16 protein-coding genes and 1 pseudogene are annotated in these 18,404 nt (G+C 73.8%); 2 read left to right on the top strand and 15 right to left on the bottom strand.

Going from position 1 to position 18,404, the window contains the following annotated elements; genetic code table 11:
* The first annotated feature begins 22 nt into the window (after positions 1-22).
* Positions 23-1,066 carry a LacI family DNA-binding transcriptional regulator gene (locus OHB09_RS29985; protein WP_328922839.1) on the top strand — a complete coding sequence of 348 codons (1,044 nt, stop codon included), beginning with the start codon at positions 23-25 and terminating at the stop codon, positions 1,064-1,066.
* Between the two features lie 30 nt (positions 1,067-1,096).
* Here OHB09_RS29985 and OHB09_RS29990 read toward each other — a convergent pair whose 3' ends face one another.
* The 3 genes and pseudogenes from OHB09_RS29990 to OHB09_RS30000 form a co-directional block, all read right to left on the bottom strand.
* Positions 1,097-1,819, bottom strand: a complete 723-nt coding sequence (locus tag OHB09_RS29990; RefSeq protein WP_328922840.1) for a DUF2470 domain-containing protein — start codon at positions 1,817-1,819, stop codon at positions 1,097-1,099.
* Positions 1,820-1,919: 100 nt separating this feature from the next.
* Entirely contained in the window at positions 1,920-2,525 is a 606-nt protein-coding gene (locus tag OHB09_RS29995; protein ID WP_328922841.1) for a TetR/AcrR family transcriptional regulator, read from the bottom strand.
* A 50-nt stretch (positions 2,526-2,575) separates the two neighbouring features.
* Positions 2,576-3,277: pseudogene (locus tag OHB09_RS30000) on the bottom strand (FAD-dependent monooxygenase); the annotation flags it as partial.
* A 128-nt stretch (positions 3,278-3,405) separates the two neighbouring features.
* Here OHB09_RS30000 and OHB09_RS30005 point away from each other — a divergent pair.
* Entirely contained in the window at positions 3,406-4,959 is a 1,554-nt protein-coding gene (locus tag OHB09_RS30005; RefSeq protein ID WP_191892206.1) for a cytochrome P450, read from the top strand.
* Here the strand turns inward: OHB09_RS30005 and OHB09_RS30010 are convergent.
* The 12 genes from OHB09_RS30010 to OHB09_RS30065 form a co-directional block, all read right to left on the bottom strand.
* Positions 4,921-5,748, bottom strand: a complete 828-nt coding sequence (locus OHB09_RS30010) for a pentapeptide repeat-containing protein (RefSeq protein WP_006139305.1) — start codon at positions 5,746-5,748, stop codon at positions 4,921-4,923. The two genes, OHB09_RS30005 and OHB09_RS30010, sit on opposite strands and share 39 nt — an antisense overlap.
* Positions 5,749-5,811: 63 nt before the next feature.
* Positions 5,812-7,116 carry an alpha/beta fold hydrolase gene (locus OHB09_RS30015; protein ID WP_328922842.1) on the bottom strand — a complete coding sequence of 435 codons (1,305 nt, stop codon included), beginning with the start codon at positions 7,114-7,116 and terminating at the stop codon, positions 5,812-5,814.
* Positions 7,117-7,239: 123 nt separating this feature from the next.
* Entirely contained in the window at positions 7,240-8,157 is a 918-nt protein-coding gene (locus tag OHB09_RS30020; RefSeq protein WP_234527890.1) for an AraC family transcriptional regulator, read from the bottom strand.
* A 97-nt stretch (positions 8,158-8,254) separates the two neighbouring features.
* The gene (locus OHB09_RS30025) at positions 8,255-9,163 is read right to left on the bottom strand and encodes a zinc-binding dehydrogenase (RefSeq protein ID WP_006139302.1); all 909 of its coding nucleotides are present in this window, start codon (positions 9,161-9,163) and stop codon (positions 8,255-8,257) included.
* A gap of 320 nt (positions 9,164-9,483) precedes the next feature.
* Positions 9,484-9,690 (bottom strand): hypothetical protein, encoded by a 207-nt coding sequence (locus OHB09_RS30030; protein ID WP_328922843.1) that lies wholly within the window; start codon positions 9,688-9,690, stop codon positions 9,484-9,486.
* A 504-nt stretch (positions 9,691-10,194) separates the two neighbouring features.
* Complete coding sequence (locus tag OHB09_RS30035) at positions 10,195-11,235, bottom strand: hypothetical protein (RefSeq protein WP_191891643.1); 1,041 nt, start codon at positions 11,233-11,235, stop codon at positions 10,195-10,197.
* A 174-nt stretch (positions 11,236-11,409) separates the two neighbouring features.
* Positions 11,410-12,684 carry an FUSC family protein gene (locus OHB09_RS30040; RefSeq protein ID WP_093598075.1) on the bottom strand — a complete coding sequence of 425 codons (1,275 nt, stop codon included), beginning with the start codon at positions 12,682-12,684 and terminating at the stop codon, positions 11,410-11,412.
* Positions 12,685-12,773: 89 nt separating this feature from the next.
* Positions 12,774-13,280, bottom strand: a complete 507-nt coding sequence (locus tag OHB09_RS30045; protein WP_191853519.1) for an FBP domain-containing protein — start codon at positions 13,278-13,280, stop codon at positions 12,774-12,776.
* A gap of 260 nt (positions 13,281-13,540) precedes the next feature.
* The gene (locus OHB09_RS30050; protein ID WP_093598081.1) at positions 13,541-14,890 is read right to left on the bottom strand and encodes a GH1 family beta-glucosidase; all 1,350 of its coding nucleotides are present in this window, start codon (positions 14,888-14,890) and stop codon (positions 13,541-13,543) included.
* Positions 14,891-14,934: 44 nt separating this feature from the next.
* A complete protein-coding gene (locus tag OHB09_RS30055; RefSeq protein WP_374111836.1) occupies positions 14,935-15,870 on the bottom strand; it encodes a carbohydrate ABC transporter permease in 936 nt (311 codons plus the stop codon).
* Positions 15,863-16,894, bottom strand: a complete 1,032-nt coding sequence (locus OHB09_RS30060; RefSeq protein ID WP_191853521.1) for a carbohydrate ABC transporter permease — start codon at positions 16,892-16,894, stop codon at positions 15,863-15,865. The genes OHB09_RS30055 and OHB09_RS30060 overlap by 8 nt, the downstream gene beginning before the upstream one ends.
* Positions 16,895-16,899: 5 nt before the next feature.
* A complete protein-coding gene (locus OHB09_RS30065) occupies positions 16,900-18,216 on the bottom strand; it encodes an ABC transporter substrate-binding protein (RefSeq protein WP_328922844.1) in 1,317 nt (438 codons plus the stop codon).
* Between the last annotated feature and the right edge of the window lie 188 nt (positions 18,217-18,404).

Here is an 18,404-nt window from a genome sequence, read left to right on the forward strand (position 1 = left end):
CCTCACTGGAGGTCCCTGCGCCATGGCCCGTTCAGTGGGTATCAAGGACGTCGCCCGTGCCGCCGGAGTCTCGGTGGGCACCGTCTCCAACGTCATCAACCGGCCCGACACGGTCGCCTCCGAGACCCGTGCCCGGGTGCTCTCCGCGATCGACCGGCTCGGCTACGTCCGCAGCGAGTCCGCCCGCCAGCTCCGGGCCGGACGCAGCCGGATCATGGGGCTGCTCGTGCTCGACATGGGCAACCCCTTCTTCGTCGACGTCACCCGCGGCGCCGAACGGGCCGCCCGGGACGCCGGGCTCGGGGTGATGGTCTGCAACAGCGCCCAGAGCAGCGGCGAGGAGGCCGAGTACCTCGCCCTCTTCGCCGAACAGCGGGTGCGGGGCGTGCTGTTGACGCCCACCGACGCCAGTGGCCGCAACATCGACGCCTTCCGCCGCCACCGGATCCCGTTCGTCCTCGTCGACCGGGTCGCCGAGGGCACCACCGAGTGCTCCGTCTCCGTCGACGACGTCGCGGGCGGGGCGCTCGCGGTGCGGCACCTGGTCGACGCCGGGCACCGCTCGCTGGCGTACGTCAGCGGGCCGCCCGGGCTCAACCAGGTGCGGGACCGGCGCACGGGTGCGCTCAACGCGCTCGCCGAGGCGGGACTCGACGCGGACGTGCTGCGCGAACTGCCCACCGAACGGCTCGACGTGGCCGCGGGCCGTGACGCGGGCGCGCGGCTCCTCGGTCTGGCCGAGCGGCCCACCGCCGTGTTCTGCGCGAACGACCTGCTGGCGCTGGGGGTGCTGCAGGCGATGTTCGCGGCGGGGGTGCGGGTGCCGGAGGACCTGGCGATCGTCGGCTACGACGACATCGAGTTCGCGGCGGCCGCCGCCGTGCCGCTCACCTCGGTGCGGCAGCCGGCGGTCACGATGGGCGCGCTGGCGGCGGAGCTGCTGCTGGAGGAGACGGAGGCGGAGGCCGAGGCGAAGACGGGGCCGGCGGGCCGCCCGCACGAGCACCGCAGGGTCGTGCTCCAGCCCGAACTGGTCGTCCGCCGCTCCAGCCTGTCCCCGCGCTGAGCGCGAGCTCCGGGCCGGAGGAGGGGGTGTTCAGCCGCCGTTGCCCTTGAGGTGCGGCAGGGCCCTCGCCCCGCAGGCCCGCGCCGCCTGCGCGAGCAGCACATGGATGCGCTCCGTCAACTGGACCACGTCGTCCGCGGGGCGATGGAAGGTCAGCCGCACGTCACCGTGCCCCCGGGCCCGTTCGACCCGCAGCGTCAGCCCGTGCCGGTCCACCGCGAGCGGCCGCACCCGCACCGCGCCCTGCAGATGCCCGTGCTCCATCAGCCGGCTCAGCCGCTCCACGGCGTCGGGGTGGCAGTCCGCGAGGTGGGTCAGCAGTCGCGCCTCCGCCTCCGCCAGCGGGTCCGGCGCGGCGGCGGCGTACTCGTCGAGGTCGACCAGCACCGCGCCGGAGGCCCGCCGCAGCACCATCCGCGTCGGGCGGAAGAGGAGGTGCTCCTCCCGTGCCGTGAACCAGCCGGCCAGCCACAGCCGGGCGCGGATCCGTGCCCGCACCGGCACGGGGGCGACGTCGGCGAACTCCAGCACGGCCGCCGGTTCGCCGCGCGGCGCGCAGAGGGCGGCGGTGCGCAGGCCGCTGTCCTCGGGCACGGTCAGCAGGATCCCGCCGTCGGCCCCGACACGGTGGGCGCCGAGGAACTCCTCCTTGCCGCCCTCCGAGGTCACCGCGCAGCTCCACGCGGCGGCCGTCACCGACCGGGCGTGCTCCGCCGCGGTGGGCGCCGCCGTCCAGGTGTGGGAGTCACCCATGCCCAAGCCTCCTTAGGTAAGCCTCGCCTAACCTATCGGAGTTCGCGGGGTACGCCAACCGCACACCCCCGCGACGGCCGGCCCGCGCCGGGACCCGTCCTCAGGCCGAGACCGCTCCCCACAGCGCCCGCACGCACAGGTCCCGCACCTGTTCCCGGCTCAGCTCCCCGTGCCGCAGCCACTCCAGGCACACCGCCGTGGTGAAGGCCAGCCACCCGCGCACCGCCATCCGCAGTTCCGGCCCCTCCCCGGCGGGCCCGAACTCGGGGTCGGCCGCGAGCGCCGCGAGGATCTGCCGCTCCTGGGCGGCGAGCGAGCGCCGGTACACCTGACGCACCGCCCGGTCGCCGGCCGCGTCGGCGCGGTGGAAGGCGCGGAAGCCGTGCGCGTGCTCCGCCACGTAGCCGAGGAAGGTGTCGAGCCCGGCGGGCAACTGGGCGCGTACGGAAACCCCCGGCACGGCCGCCGTCATCCGCAGCATCCGCTCGCTCTCGCGCGCGACGACGGCGGCGAAGAAGTCCCGCTTGGTGGGGAAGTAGTGGTAGAGCAGTCCGCGCGACACCCCGGCGAGTTCGGCGACCCGCTCGATCCGCACGTCCTCGTAGGGGTCGTCCGAGAACAGCCGTGCCCCGACCGACAGCAACTGCTCCCGGCGCTCCTCCGTGCTCAACCGCCGCCGCACCCGCACCCTGCCCCCGTCGGTCATGGCCGCACTGTACTGGGGCCGCGCGCCGTCCCACGCCGCGCGCGGGGCGGTCAGGAGGCCGGGGCCTCCTGGTGGACCTCCTCGAACAGGGCGAGGGCCTCGGCGGGGTCGGGGCTCACCAGGCGTTCCAGTCCGGCCGCCGTGATCCGCGCCCAGCGGCCGGCCCGCTCCCACATCCGCTCCTCGAAGGCGCGGACGGCCTCGTCGGGGTCGGCGGGTCCGGCGGGTCCGGCGGGTCCGGCGGCGAGCGCCTCGGCGAGTTCGGCACCGTCCAGCATCGCGAGGTTCGCCCCCGCTCCCAGGGGCGGCATCAGATGCGCGGCGTCACCCAGCAGGGTCACCCCCGGAACATGGGTCCAGGTGTGCGACGCCGGGAGGGCGTACAGGGGTCGGCGGGTGAAGGAGGTGCCCTGCCGCAGGAGGTCGAGGACGGGGGAGGCCCAGCCCTCGAACAGGGTGAGCAGTGAGGCCCGCACGGCCTCCCCGTCGGCCTGGTCCGGGTGCGCGGGACGGTCGAGGGGTGCGCGGAACTGGGCGTACACCTTCACATGGCCGCCCCTGTTGCGCGGGGCGACGATCCCCCGGTTCACGCCGTACACCGCGACGGAACCGTCGCCGATCAGCCGGGCCAGGCCGGGGTGCCGCGTGTCGATGTCGTCGAGGGAGGTCTCGACCGTGGTGACGCCGGTGTAGCGCGGGCTCGCGGACGAGACCGCCGGGCGGACCCGCGACCGGGCGCCCCCGGCCCCGAGTCCGCAGGCCTCGCGGACGCTTGACGGGGCCTCGGGCGGGGACCACACTGGCCGCGTTATTGAACCCACGTACAACACGAGGTGCGCCGGGGGCGTGACCCGGCCGCCGCGCCGAGGGGAAGGGTGTCATGGCCCGGACGAGGACGGAGGCCGCCGCCCGGACGGCGCCCGGCACACCGGAAGGACTGCCCAAGGGGTTCCGCGGCGCGGAGGCGGGCTGGCCCGCACTGCACCGCATACCCCACCCCCCGCGCCGGCTGCCGCTGGCCGGGGACGTGCTCGGCGCCGACGTGCGCCGCCCGCTGCAGGACGCGATGCGCCACGGCCGCCTCCTCGGCCCGATATACCGGCGCAAGGTCTTCCGGCGGGAGTTCGTCTTCGTCTGGGGCGGCCGGTACGCCGCCGACCTGGCCGACGAGTCCAGGTTCGCCAAGCACGTCGGCCTCGGTGTGGCCAATCTGCGCCCCGTCGCCGGAGACGGGCTGTTCACCGCCTACAACCACGAGCCGAACTGGCAGCTCGCCCACGACGTGCTCGCGCCCGGCTTCAGCCGCGAGGCGATGAGCGGCTACCACCCGATGATGCTGGACGTCGCCGAACGGCTGCTCGACCGCTGGGACGCGGAGGAGAGGGCGGGCCGCCCCGTGGACGTACCCGCCGACATGACGAAACTGACCCTGGAGACGATCGCCCGCACCGGCTTCGGACACGACTTCGGCTCCTTCGAACGCCCCCGCCCGCACCCCTTCGTCACCGCGATGATCGGCACCCTCACCCACGCCCAGCGCCGCAACGCCGTCCCCGGGCCCCTCGCCCCGCTCCTCCTGCGGGCCGCCGCCCGCCGTAACGAGGACGACATCGCGCTGCTCAACCGCACGGTCGACGCGGTCGTCGCCGCCCGCCGCGAGGCCGACGGCTCCGGGAGCACCGGGGACCTGCTCGACCGGATGCTGGAGACCGCGCACCCCGAGACCGGCGAGCGGCTCGCCCCGGACAACGTGCGCCGGCAGGTCATCACCTTCCTCGTCGCCGGACACGAGACCACCTCGGGCGCGCTCTCCTTCGCCCTGTACCACCTCTCCCGCCACCCGGAGATCGCCGCCCGCGCCCGGGCCGAGGTCGACGAGGTCTGGGGCGAGGACCCCCGGCCCGGCTACGACCGGGTCGCCCGGCTCCGCCTGGTGCGCCGGATACTCGACGAGTCGCTGCGCCTGTGGCCCACCGCGCCCGCGTTCGCCCGCGAGGCACGCGAGGACACCGTGCTCGCCGGGGAGCACCCGATGCGGCGCGGCGCCTGGACGCTCGTCCTCACCCCGCTGCTGCACCGGGACCCCGAGGTGTGGGGCCCCGACGCGGAGCGCTTCGACCCCGGCCGCTTCGAGGCCGCCGCCGTACGGGCCCGCCCCGCGCACACCTTCAAGCCCTTCGGCACCGGCGCCCGCGCCTGCATCGGACGGCAGTTCGCCCTGCACGAGGCCACGCTCGTCCTGGGACTGCTCCTGCGCCGCTACACCGTGAAGCCGGACCCCGCCTACCGGCTCCGGATCGCCGAACGGCTCACGCTCATGCCCGAAGGACTGCGACTGGGACTGGAACGGCGCGAGGCCCCCGAACCGGTGCGGGCGTCACCGCCGGAGGACTCCTCAGCCCCGGGCCGTCCAGTGCGCGGGGCGGGGGAGTGAGGCCGGCAGCCTGGTGCCCGCGCCGCCGCGCGCGGCGGTGAGCTGCGGCCGGGTCAGGAACAGGGCGCCGGTGAGGTCGGCGTCCGTGAGGTCGGCATCGCGCAGATCGGTGCCGAGGAGATCCGCGCCGCGCAGATCCGCGCCGGTGAGGTCGGCCGCGATCAGACAGGCGCCGCGCAGGCTGACGCCCCGCAGGTCGGCTCCTCTGAGGCGGGCACCGGCCAGGTCGGCGCCCCGGCGGTCCTTGCGGCGGCCGCGCAGGCCCGCCCGGGCGAGCTCGCCGGCCCGCTGCAGCAGGGCGCCCACCTCCCGCCGGTGCGGTCCGACGTCCAGCCCGGCCAGTTCGTCCGGGGTGCCGAGGCTGAGCCGCTCCACGCGTTCCCGGGCGCGGCGCAGCTCGGCGTGGACAGGGCGGGCGGCGGGCAGGGCGAGGGCCTCGTCCAGGTGGTGGAGCAGCTCGTGCAACTGCTCGACGACCGGGAAGACGGCGAACATCAGCCGGGCGTGCTCCCGGCCGCCGGTCCGCCAGTCCCGCCCGCCAAAGGTGACCTGCGAGACCTTCTGTCCGGCGCCGAAGCAGTCGTAGACCGTGCAACCCGTGTATCCCTCGGGCCGCAGCCGGTCGTGGATGCCGCACCGGTGGTCGCCGCCGAGGTTCGGGCACGGCGTGCCCGCCGCCTTGTCCCGGGCGAAGTCGGCGGAGGCGCTGAACGGCAGGGCCACGCAGCAGAGCGCGAAACAGCGGGAGCAGTCCGCGCGCAGCTCGGGACCGGCGGGGGAGACGGGCATGTGCCTACCCTAGTCGGCGTTCGAACACCGGCCGGCGCTCGAACGCCGCTTGTTCGGGTGGCCTCAGACCTCGTCCCTGACCAGCGCCAGCAGCCGGTCCAGGACGCGGGGACCGCCGGCGCGCAGCCCGTCGTGCTCGAACTCGTCGGTGACCCAGGTGCGCAGGCCCCGGATCGCGCGGGCGGTCTCCAGCGCGTGCGCGGTGTCGACGTACATGTCCTCGTGGTAGACGGCGGCGGCCACCGGCACCTCGTTGGCCGCGAGGCGCTCGCGGTCGTACAGCGGCGCCCAGTCGGCGCGGGCCGCGAGCAGGTCCGCCGTCTCGCGCAGCGGGCGCAGCGCCGGATCGGACTCGAACATCCAGGGGTGCACGGACTCCCCGGTGAACAGCACCGGACCGTCCCCGGCCAGTGCCTTCGCCGCGTCGAACTGCGGGAACTCGGCGCGCACCCGCTCCGCGGACCAGGCGGTGGGGCGGCCCTGTCGGGTGTAGATCAGCTCGTGCATGAGCGCGTACAGAGGGTGCCCGGCGTACGAGAGCTGCGCCTGCGCCTCCTCCAGGAAGGCGTCGGAGAGCGCGGGCCCCTCGGGGGTGGTGACGAAGGCGTCCTCCAGGAGGTAGTGCAGCCGGTGGCTGCCCTCGGAGCCGCCGAGGAGGATGCCGAGGGACTGGAATGCCTCGACGGTGAGCCGGTAGCCGCCCGGCAGCACGACGGGTTCGTGGGCGAGGAGGTGCTCGGCGATGCGCCGGGCGCGCTCGACGTCCTGGGGGTAGCGGTCGTAGTGCGCGGCCACCTTGCGCTCGATGCGGGGGTACGCGGCGCGGTAGACGTCGTCCGCGTGGGCGCTCAGCGAGGGCAGACCGCCCGTGATCAGCGCGGCGCTCAGGCCCTCGGGCGCGGTGGACAGGTACCGCACGGTGCAGAAGCCGCCGAAGCTCTGGCCGAGGACGGTCCAGGGGGCGCCGCCGGTGAGCCGGGGGCGGATGGCCTCGCAGTCGCGGACGATGGCGTCGGCGCGGAAGTGGGCGAGGTAGTCGGCCTGCGCCGCGGGGCCGCCGCGCAGCGGCAGGGTCTGCCGGTTGGCGGGGGTGGAGGCGCCGGTGCCGCGCTGATCGAGCAGGAGGACGCGGTACTCCTCCAGTGCCCGGCCGAGCCAGGCCTGCTTCCCGCTGAAACGGTTCGCTCCGAAGCCGGGGCCGCCCTGCAGGTACAGCAGCCAGGGGAGGTCCTCCCCGGCCTTGTCACCGGCCACGGCCTCGCGGGCGTACAACTCGATCCGCTCGCCCTCGGGGTCGTCGTGGTCGAGGGGCACCGTGAACCTGTGATCGGTGAGGACGACGCCGGGTTGGCGGTAGGTGGGGCTCAAGGGGGTCTCCCTGGGGCGTGCGAACGGTGGGGCGGGTGGTGATCAGTCCAGCACATGACAGGGGAGCACGCGGACGGGGGTGGGGGAATCCCTGTGCGCGGCGCCCGGCCGGGCCGTCCGCCCTCATGCGCGCAGCCGGGAACGGTACTCGCCCGGGGGCATGCCCCGGGCGCGCCGGAAGGCTCGGCTGAACGCGTGCGGCGAGCCGTAGCCGACCGCACCGGCGATCGACTCCACCGGTTCCTCGGTGTCGCGGAGCCGCAGCGAGGCCAGGTCCATGCGCCACTGCTCCACGTACGCGCCGGGCGTCTGCCCGAGGGCCGACCGGAAGTGCCGGGACAGCGTCGCCCGCGAGACGCGCGTCGCGGCGGCCAGGGACTCGGTGGTCCAGGGGTGCTCCGGCCGGGCGTGGACGCACGCCAGGGCGTCGCGCACGACCGGGTCGCGCATCGCGCCCAGCCAGGAACCGGACCGCTCCTCGGGGTGGCGGTCGAGCCAGGCCCGGACGAACTGGACGAGCAGGAGGTCGACGATGCTGTTGACGGCGGCGGTGGCGCCGAACCCCGGTTGGGCGAGTTCCGCCGTGAGGAGTTCGACGGTCCGGCCGAGCTGTGCGTTCTCCCCGGCCGCGACGTGCATCGGCCGCGCGAGGGAGGACAGCACCGGCGTGCTCACCTCGGGGTCCTGCTCGTAGTGAAGGGTGATCACCTCGGTCGTGGCCGGTGCCGACCCCAGACGCAGGGCGCTTCCCCGGTCGATGGCCCGGACGGCCGCCTCCCGGTCGCAGGTGCCCATCGTCACGCCGGGGCCGCCGGCCATCCCGTGCGCGGTGCCGGGGGAGACCAGGACCGCGTCCCCGGCCCGGACCTCCAGGGGCTTGTCACCCGTGACGTGGAGCCACATCGTGCCGCGGGACACCACGTGCAGCGCCGCCCCCGGGTAGGAGTCCAGCCACTGGCCCCACAGCCCGCCGGCCTTCACCACCACCCCGAGCGCGCCGCGCGCCCCCGACACCCGCAAGACCTCCGCCAGCACGTCCATGGGGGCCATTGTCCCCGGCCGCCGGACACCGCGAGCGCGCGAGGGCGGCCGCACACGGCCCGCGCACGGCCCGCGGCCGGGGCGGCCCCTTCGCGGCTCAGACCACGTCGAGGACGATCTTGCCCCGCACCGTCCGGTCGAACAGCGCCTGGGCGGCCTCGGCGACCTCCTTCCAGTCGCCCCGCCGTCCGACCGGCACCGTGAGCCGCCCGGCCGCCACGAGGCCCAGAAGATCCGTCAGCTCCGCGCCGGGCGGCGTCAGATCGCCGTAGGTGGCGATCCGGCGCGGCTCGCCGAAGCCGAACAGGGCGCCCGAGGGGAACGTGGTGTCCTCGCCCGAGGCGGTGCCGACCAGGTGGAGGGTGCCGCCCTCGGCGAGGGAGCCCCACGCCCGGGCCGTCAGCGAACCGCCGACCGTGTCCAGCACGAGGTCGAAACGGCCCTCGGTCCCCGCCAGGTCGGTCAGCACCTCGCCGGCGCCGAGCCCGCGCAGGCCGTCGCCCCGGCCGGGCCCGCCGACGAGCGCCGTCACCCGGGCGCCCGCCAGCGCCGCCAACTGCACGGCGAAGCGTCCCACGCCGCCACTGGCACCGGTGACCAGCACGTTCCGCGCCAGCATGGACCGGGTGCGCAGCACGCGGAGCGCGGTGACACCGGCGATCCCCAGAGCGGCGGCGTCGGCCAGGTCCACACCCTCGGGGACGGTGCCGAGCCAGCCGGATCCGACGGCCACCCGCTCCGCCCACGCGTAGGGCGCCATCCCCAGCGCCACGCGCGCCCCCTCGGGCGGCCCCGAACCGTCGGAGGCGGCACGCAGCACGACACCGGACGCGTCGTGCCCGTGCACCGCGCCGGACGGCCACTGCTCCACGTACTTCAGCTCGCCGAAATTGAGACCGATGTGCCGTATCTCCACCAGCGCCTCACCGTCGGACGGCACGGGCTCGTCGACATCGGCGAACCGCACCGGTCCGGCCTCGGTGTGATCGACCACAAGGGCACGCATAGGGATCGTCCTTCTTCCGCAGGGGCGCCGGAACACCCGGCGCCGGCGCCGCTTCGTCTCCGCGGAGAACCGCGCCGGCGCCTGCTGGAAACCCTTTCGCGCCGCCGGACCGGCGACCATGCCCGTCCGGATCGATCAGTTGACGATCTGTGTCAGCGCGCCGGCCGGGACGCCGGACGCCGGACGAACCAGCGGCGGCCGCGGGCCTCGCGTGGCGCCTCGCGCGGCCCGGGATCCGCGGGTCCCGTCAGCCGGGCCGGCAGAGGCCGGTACGAGGCCGGGTCCGCGCGAAGTCCGTCGCCGCCGCCAGGGCGGCCCGCTCACCGTCCCGCCCCCCGGAGCAGGTCGACCGCGGTCTGGGCGGAGCGCCCGGGCACGCCCTCGCGTTCCGCGACGGTCCGCGCCGCACGCATTTCGCTGACCGCCCGTGCCGCGTGCGCGCGGGCCACCGGTCCGGCCCGCAGCATGCCGCCCAGCCCGGTCGCGGGGGCCGCGTCCTTCAGCGGCCCGTCGAGCGGCTCGGCCAACTCGCGCCCGTGGGCCGCCGTCGCGGGCCCGCGGGGGCCCGGGTGGTGCTGCCGTCCCCGATGAGACCGAGATCGCCGCCGTCGCGGGCCCGCGGGAACCCGCCTCGCGCAGCACCCAGAGCGCGGTGAGCAGCGGGGAGCCGACCCCGGGGTCGTACCACTGGACCCCGCACGAGCCGTAGGGCCTCTCGTCGAGCACCGTCGGATCGACCTGCCGCGTCTCGGGCCGGTGCGTCCCGGCGGCGTACAGCCCGACGGCACAGGCGAAGAGCATGAACCCCAGCGTCAGCACCCACCGGAAGAACGGCACATGTCCCATCTCGCTCCCCCTCCCCCCGAAGGGCCCCCAGCATCCCGGGGCGGCGCCGCGGGGGTGAGGGGCGGGCCCGGCAGCGCCCGGAGGGGCGGAACCGCTGGGCCCGGCAGGTGGCGGGGCCGGGCCCGTCCGGAGCCCGAAAGGCGGCCGGGCCGGGCCCTCTCCGGAGCCCGGCAGGCGCCCCCGGCTCACCAGTCGCCGTCGGCCACCGGCTTCCCCGGGGCGTCCCCCAGCGGCTTGATCTGGCCCGGGGCCGGGGACTGCCAGGGTTCGTGGTCCTCACCCAGCCACTCGCCCACCGGCTGCACCGACGTCAGCTCCTCCGCCGGCGCCACGTCCGTCCCGTCCTCGTCGAAGTAGTCGAACCAGGGCAGCCCCGCACGGGTGTACGCCGCCCTGTCCACCGGCGAGGGCGGCGGTGCCTCGCCGGTGATGCGGCGCCACTCCGGCGGTGTGACCAGGTGCACGAAGACCCGCGCCCCCGGCTCCGAGGACCAGTCGGCCGCGGGACGCTCGTCCCGGTAGATCTCCTGCCGCATGGTGCCGCCCACCCCCAGCCCCATCGCGGCGGCCCGGCGCTTGGGCGCGGACCCCGGCGCCGCCCCCGGTGCGGCCATGGCCATCGGCGCCGGCGGAGCGCCGTAGCCGCCGGCCGCGCCCGCCGTGCGGGACGCCCGTGCCAGCCGCCGCTGGTCCGCCCGCCACCGCTCCAGCTTCTCGGGACTCAGCGGGAAGGACTGCAACTGGATGCCGCCCCACACCTCCTCGCCGGTCACCTGGCCCTCCACCGTCGCCCCCAGCCCGAGCGGCACCGCCACGAACTGGCGCACGGTCCCCTTCCCGGAATTGATGCCGTCGAGCCAGGGCTGGCGCGGCAGCACCACGTAGTTCTGCGGGTCCCGGTCCAGCCGGGCGCTCCACGGCCTGCCCGAGACCGCGCACACCTTGCCCACCCCGACCTGCAACGCGGCCGGCTCCGTGGAACCGCCGAAGGCGAGCCACATCGCCTCCCGCAGGTACACCGGCAGCATCACCCCGCCGCGCTCGCGCCACTCGGCCGGAACGGTCTCCGCGTAGTCCTCCACGCGCCGGACGGGGAACTCGCCGAGCCCCGGCGGCAGCGCGTGCGTGCCCTTCTCCGGCAGCCGCAGCGTGCGGATGAAGCGCACCCGCACACCGCCCGGCAGCAGCAGTGTGTTCCCGTCGATCCGTACCGTGTCCTCGGGCATGTGCCGTCCCCCTGTCCGCCTTCCGGGCCCCGAGGCCCCGTCGGCCTCATGACCTCGTCGGTCTCGTCGTCTCCTCGGCCTTGCTTCGGCCGGGTGTCCGTGTCCGGCCCTCCGGCCGCGGCGGCTCGCGCGCCGGCCGGTCCGGCGCGTTCTCCGTCCACTCACTGAACGCCGTCAGGGGGCCGGCCGGTTCCGGCCGCGGCGGGGGAGCGGGAAGCGTTCGCGGAGGCGGGCCGGGCGGGCGGTGCCCAGGGCGTCCCGCAGCCGGGTCAGCCACCGGGCGCGTTCCCGCTGCTCACGGGTGTAACGGTCCAGCTCCTCCAGCAGGCGGCGCGAGCGGTGCTCGGTGTCCATCTCGTCCAGGATGCGGTTGACCTCGGTCAGCACCGCCCCCTGCAACTGCCACTGGCCGGGGTCGCGCTGCACCTCCTCCAGCATCAGCCGGGCCAGCCGGTCGCGGGTGGCCGCCGCGGTGGCCAGCTCGTTGGCGAGCCGTTCCTCCGCCGACTCGGCGTTGCTGCTGACGTGCGTGGTGACCAGCACCGCGTAGCTGACGACGGCGTCGGCGACCTGGGACAGCAGCTCCTCCACCACCACCCCGATCCCGGGCCGGAACAGCGGCCCGGGATCGCGGGCCTTGGCGAGGTCGGCGAAGGAGCGCGCCAGCACCCGCAGCACCACCGTGCAGATCTCCAGCGTGTCCAGGCCGGTGCGCAGCACCACCCGGTGCAGCAGTCCCTCCCGCACGCGCGGGTTGAGTTTCAGGCTCTCCTCGGCCTGCCGCAGGGAGGCGTCCACCCCGACGATGTCGTGGTCGAGGCGGCGCGCCTCGTAGAGCCGGGCGGTGGCCCGCTCCACCTCCGTGCGACCGGCCGCCTCCTCGCCCATGCGCAGCATGAGCTGCCGCATCCCGCGCGCCAGTTCCTCGATCGACTCCCCGGCGGTGCCCACCCACACCGGGGGTGCGAACAGCAGGTTGGTGGCCATGCCGACCACGGCCCCGATCAGGGTGTCGAGCACCCGCACCCACGCGGTGGAGCCGACCTGGGTCACGCCGAGGACCAGCATGGCGCTGATCGCCACCTCGACCACGAACTCCTCGACCCGCACCAGTTGCCCGACCCCCAGTGCGGCCAGGATCAGCAGGGCCAGGCTCCACCAGGTCAGGCCGACCAGCACGCTGAACCCGATGGCCACGACCACCCCGGCCACCACCGCGTTGACGCGCCGGATGCCGGTCGTCAGCGTCGAGTACAGGGTGACCTGGACGACCAGCAGGGCGGTCAGGGGCGCGGTGAGCGGCAGGTGCTCGGGACTCAGCCGGAGGGCGACGATGTACGCGACGGTCGCGGCGGCGGTGGAACGCACCGACTGCACGATCACGGGATCGCGGTGCCACTTCGCCACCTGACCGGTGATCACGGACCAGGGCCTACGTACCTCTCGCATCCCTGGACCATTGCCCCCTCACCGGCGCATCGAACGCATCCGCCCCTCCGCTCACCTGGGTGCACCGGCCCGGGCGGGCATGAAGCGCGTCACTCGGCGCCGGGGACGTCCAGTTTGCCCAGGAACGCCGAGAGGTTGCCCAGGGTGCGCTCGATCTGCTCCTCGGTGGTCAGGCTCTCCTGGAACCTGCCGCCGCCCTCCGGGACCTTCTTGCCGCGCACGTAGAGCGAGCAGGCCAGGTCGGTGCACATGTACAGACCGACCGAGTTGCCCTCACGGCCCGCCGCGCCCGCCTTGCGCGCGGTCATCAGGGAGACGCCGCTGCCCGGGTGGGTGGTCAGGCACAGCGAGCACATGCTCCGGTGCAGGAAGCCGCGCTGCGCGGAGGCCAGGCGAAGGGTGACGCCGACGAGCCGGCTCCCGCGTTCGGTGACCAGGTAGCTGCGGTCGGGGGCGCCCGGGTCGCGCCAGCCGAGGAAGTCGAGCGCCTCCCAGTCCCGCTCGCCGAGGTCCCGGGGCACGGAGAGCCGCTGCGCCTCACCTTTCGAACAGTTGACGAACGAGCCGCGGATGTCGCGCTCGGTGAGGGATCGCATGGCGTGCTCCTGAAGTGTTTGCGTGTGAGCCTAGGGTTCCTAGGTTTCTAGGATCACACATACGGTAGGGAGCGAATGCCGGAGGGCGCCACGGGTTTTCTCGGGGCGAGCGGCGCGGAAAGGGAGAGGACCCTCCGCGCGCCTTCGCGACGGAGGGTCCTCGGGGGCACTCTGCCGAACCCCATGCCGCACGGGTGGCCCGTCCCGTGCGGCTCATGCGCCCCGGCGGCACCGCCCTACCCGTGTGGCGCAGTACCGCCTCACACCTTTGGCTCCCGGTGGGCGCGGATCAGCTCCGCGTAGCGGTGGCCGCTGCCCTTGATCGTGCGCCGCTGCGTCGCGTAGTCGACGTGGACCAGGCCGAAGCGCTTCTCGTAGCCGTAGGCCCACTCGAAGTTGTCCAGCAGCGACCAGGCGAAGTACCCGGCCAGCGGCACGCCCTTGCGGACGGCCGAGGCGCAGGCCGCCAGGTGCTCCTCCAGGTAGGCGGTGCGCTCGGGATCGTCGACCGTGCCGTCGGGGCCCACCACGTCGGGGTAGGCGGAGCCGTTCTCCGTGATGTACAGCCGCCGGGCGCCGTAGTCCTCGGTGAGGCGCAGCAGCAGTCGCTCGATGCCGTGCGCGTCGACCTCCCAGTCCATGCCGGTGCGCGGCAGTCCGGGCCGCCGCACCGCGCGGGCCCGGGGCGCCGGCCCGGTGGGGTCGTCCTCCACGACGGAGGGGAAGTAGTAGTTCAGGCCCAGCCAGTCCAGCGGTTCGGCCATCGCCGCCAGATCGCCCGCCCGCTCGGGCAGCTCGACGCCGTACACCTCGCGCATGTCCTCGGGGAAGCCGCGGCCGTGCACCGGGTCCAGCCACCAGCGGTTGGAATGGCCGTCCATCCGCCGGGCCGCCGCCACGTCCTCGGGCCGGTCGGTGGCCGGCTCGACCCAGGCCAGATTGTTGACGATCCCGACCTTCGCGTCCGGCACCGCCGCGCGCACCGCGCGGACGGCGAGTCCGTGCCCGAGCAGCAGATGGTACGAGGCCCGCACGGCCGCCGTCAGATCGGTCAGGCCCGGCGCCATCAGGCCCTCCAGATGGCCGATCCACGCCGAGCACAGCGGCTCGTTCAGCGTCGTCCACATCTTCACGCGGTCGCCGAGCCGCTCGGCGACGACACCGGCGTAGGAGGCGAAGGCGAGCGCGGTGTCGCGCTCGGGCCAGCCGCCCCGGTCCTGGAGCACCTGGGGCAGGTCCCAGTGGTAGAGCGTGACGGAGGGGGTGATGCCGGCCGCGAGGAGGGCGTCGATCAGCCGGTCGTAGAAGTCGAGCCCCTTGGCGTTGACCTCGCCGGTGCCGCCCGGCACCACACGCGGCCAGGCCACCGACAGCCGGTAGGCGTTGGTCCCGAGGCGGCGCATCAGCTCGATGTCCTCCTCCCACCGGTGGTAGTGGTCGCAGGCCACGTCCCCGTGGTCGCCGCCTGCCACCTTGCCGGGGGTGTGGGAGTAGGTGTCCCAGATCGAGGGGGAGCGGCCGTCCTCGGCGGCGGCCCCCTCGATCTGGTACGCCGCGGTGGCCGTGCCCCACAGGAAGTCGCGCGGGAAGGCGCCGAGGTCGATGGTCACGGGGGTCCTTTCGGGAAGGCGGTGCGTGGGGGCGGGGGGTGCGGTCACTTGACGGCTCCCGCGGTGAGGCCGGCCACGAGGTAGCGCTGGAGCAGCAGGAACCCGGCGACCACGGGCACGCTCACCACGAGCGAGGCGGCCATGATCTGGTTCCAGTACACGTCGTACTGCGTGGAGTAGCCCTGGAGCCCGACGGCGAGCGTGCGGGTGGTGTCGTTGGTCATGACGGAGGCGAACAGCACCTCGCCCCACGCGGTCATGAAGGCGTAGACGGCGACCGCGACGATGCCGGGGATCGCGGCCGGCACGACGACGCGGAACAGCGCGCCGAGCGGACCGCAGCCGTCGACCAGCGCCGCCTCGTCCAGGTCGCGCGGCACCGAGTCGAAGTAGCCGATCAGCATCCAGATCGAGAAGGGCAGGGAGAAGGTCAGATACGTCAGGATCAGCCCGCCGCGCGAACCGAACAGCGCGATCCCGGTGGCGTTGCCGATGTTGACGTACAGCAGGAACAGCGGCAGCAGGAAGAGGATGCCGGGGAACATCTGCGTGGACAGCACGGTCACCGTGAAGACCCGCTTGCCGCGGAAGCTGTAGCGGCTCACCGCGTAGGCGGAGAACACGGCGATGACGACGGAGCAGACGGTCGCCGCGCCCGCGACGATCAGCGAGTTCACGAAGTACTTCGCGAGCGGCACCGTCGACCAGATGTCGATGTACGGACGGATCGTCAGCTCGCTGGGCAGCCAGTGGAACGTACCGGTGACGTCCGCGAGCGGCTTCAGGGAACTGGAGACCATCACGTACACCGGCACCAGCACGAAGCCGGCCAGCAGGGTGAGGAAGATCCGCCGGGTCCACAGGAAGGCGCGCGGCGGCGCCATCGGGGAGCGGGGCGGCCTGGCGGTGCGGGGTGCCTTGGTCGTGCGGGGTGCCCGGGCGGTGCGGGGTGCCCCGGCGGTGCGTACGGTCTCAGACATCGGCCCTCTCCTCGGTGCGGCGGGGCCCGGTGCGGGCACGGCGGCCGGTCCGCTCGCGCGAGGTCAGCGCCAGGTAGACGCCCGTGACCACCAGCAGGAACAGCAGCAGCAGGACCGACATCGCCGAGCCGGTACCGAAGTTCCAGGTGACGAACGAGGCCTCGTAGATGTGGACCGAGATGAGGTCGGCGGCCCGCGGGGCGCCCCTGCCGAACAGCACGAACGGCGTGTTGAAGTCGTTGAACGTCCACAGGAACAGCACCAGCACCAGCACCTGGTTGACCGGGCGCAGGGAGGGCAGCGTGATGCGGCGGACGCGCTGCCACATCCCGGCGCCGTCCAGGGCCGCGGCCTCGTACAGCTCCTTGGGGATGTTCTGCAGTCCGGCCATCACGATGAGGAAGGCGAAGGGCCAGCCCTTCCACACCGACACCGTCAGCAGCGCGAAGAAGCTGTTGTCGCCGATGAGCCAGAAGGAGCGCCCTTCGGTGAGGTGGAGCTGGTCGTGCAGGACGTGGTTCACCAGGCCGTTGTCGTGCTGGAACATGAACACCCAGGTGATCACGGCCGCGTAGACCGGCAGCGCGTACGGCACCAGGAACAGGGCGCGCAGCAGACCGCGGCCGCGGAAGGTGTCCTGCATGCAGAGCGCGGCCGCCGTGCCGATGAGCCAGCACAGGGCGACCGACAGCAGGGTGAACACGACGGTGACGAGGAAGGAGTGCAGCAGCGCCTCGCCGACCGGGGCGTCGAAGTCCACCGACACCTTGTAGTTGTCGAGTCCGGACCAGGGCGCGGTGCCCCAGTCGCGGATGTAGAACTGGGTGAGCTCCTTGAAGCTCATCACGACGCCGATCACCATCGGCACCAGATGGACCAGGAGTTCGAGGATCAGGGCGGGCAGCAGGAGCAGGTAGGGCAGGGTGACGCGGCGGAGCCGCCCGGGGCGGCGGCGGGGGCCGCGCGCCGCACCGGGCGGGTCCTTGCGCACCGCCGGCTCCCGTGCCGGGGCGGTGGTGGTCATGCGGCTCACTTCTTGGGCATCTGCTGCTGGGCCTTGTCGAGCTTCGCCTTCACCGAGGCGGTGGTCACCGACCGGCCGCCGGCGGCGTCGGCGAACAGCTCCTTGACGGCCGTGCCGACCGTCGTCTCGAACTGCGACTCGTCGGCGACCTGCGGCAGCGCGGCGGCACTGGTGGCGAGGGTCTGCTTGAGGACGGCGGTGGCACCGGAGTTGAACGCCGGGTCCGACTGCGCCGCCTTCACCGGCGGGATCGAGCTGTACGCCTTGTTCAGCACCTTCTGCTCGGCGTCGCTGGTCATGAACTTCACGAAGCTGGTGGCGCCGTCGAGGTTGTGGGTGTTCTTGAAGACGGCCATGTTGATGCCGGCGACCATCGAGTTGACCTGGGTGCCGGTGCCGGGGGTGCCCGACTGCACGGGCACCGGCGCGACGCCGTAGGCGTCCTCGGCCATGCCCTGGGACTTCAGGTTGGCGGCGGCCGACTGCCACAGCAGCATCGCCGTCTTCCCCTTGGCGAAGTCGCTCACCGACTGGTTCTGCGCGTACTCGGCGTTGCCCGCCGGGATGGCCTTGTCCTTCGCCATCAGGTCGACGTACTGCTTGACCGCCGCCACGGCCTTGTCGTTGGTGAAGTCGGGCTTGCCGTCGGCGGTGAAGAAGTCGGCGCCGTGCTGCTTGGCGAAGACGAACACGTGGTGGATGTTCTCGGACAGGTTGGCGCCCTCGGCGCCGAGCGGGTTCTTGCCCTCGGCCTTGATCTTCTTGCCGTCGGCGACCAGTTCCTCCCACGTGGCGGGCGGCTGGGAGATCCCGGCGTCGGCGAAGATCTGCTTGTTGTAGTACAGCGCGTACGACATCGAGTACAGCGGGACCGCGGCCGGGTCCTTGCCCTCGGCGCCGGTCGAGCCGAGCGCGGAGTCGACGAAGCGGTCCTTGCCGCCGATCTTCGCGAGGTTCTTCGCGTCCCACGGCAGCAGTGCCCCGGTGGCCTGCAGGGAGGCGCTCCAGGTGTTGCCGATGTTCAGCACGTCGGGGCCCTGACCGGAGGTGGCGGCGGTCAGGATCCGGTTGAGCAGGTCCGACCAGGGCACGACCTCCAGCTTGACCTTGATGCCGGTCTGCTTCTCGAACTTGTCGAGCTCCGGCTGGAGGACCTTCTTGTCCACCTGGATGCTGGCGCCCTGGTTGGAGGCCCAGTACGTGAGCGTCTTCGGCGAGTCGTCGGACCCGCCGCTCGTCGACGAGCCGCCGCCGCAGGCGGTCACGGCGGTCAGCAGGGAGACGGTGACCGCGGCGGTGGCCGCGACTCGGGTTCTGCGCATGGCTCAGGCGTCCCTTTCCTCAGGGCGAGCGCGAGGACCGGTACGGGCGGGCCGGTACGGACCCGGACCCGATCGTTCCCCGAACGATCCTCATGGCTTAACTTAGGGCGTGAGTTAAGACCCCGCGGAAAGTCGCGTCAAGATGTCGCGCAAAGGTATCTTGCGTGGAGGGGAAGGCCGGGAGGAGC

Source organism: Streptomyces griseoaurantiacus, assembly GCF_036189845.1.
GTDB lineage: Bacteria > Actinomycetota > Actinomycetes > Streptomycetales > Streptomycetaceae > Streptomyces > Streptomyces griseoaurantiacus.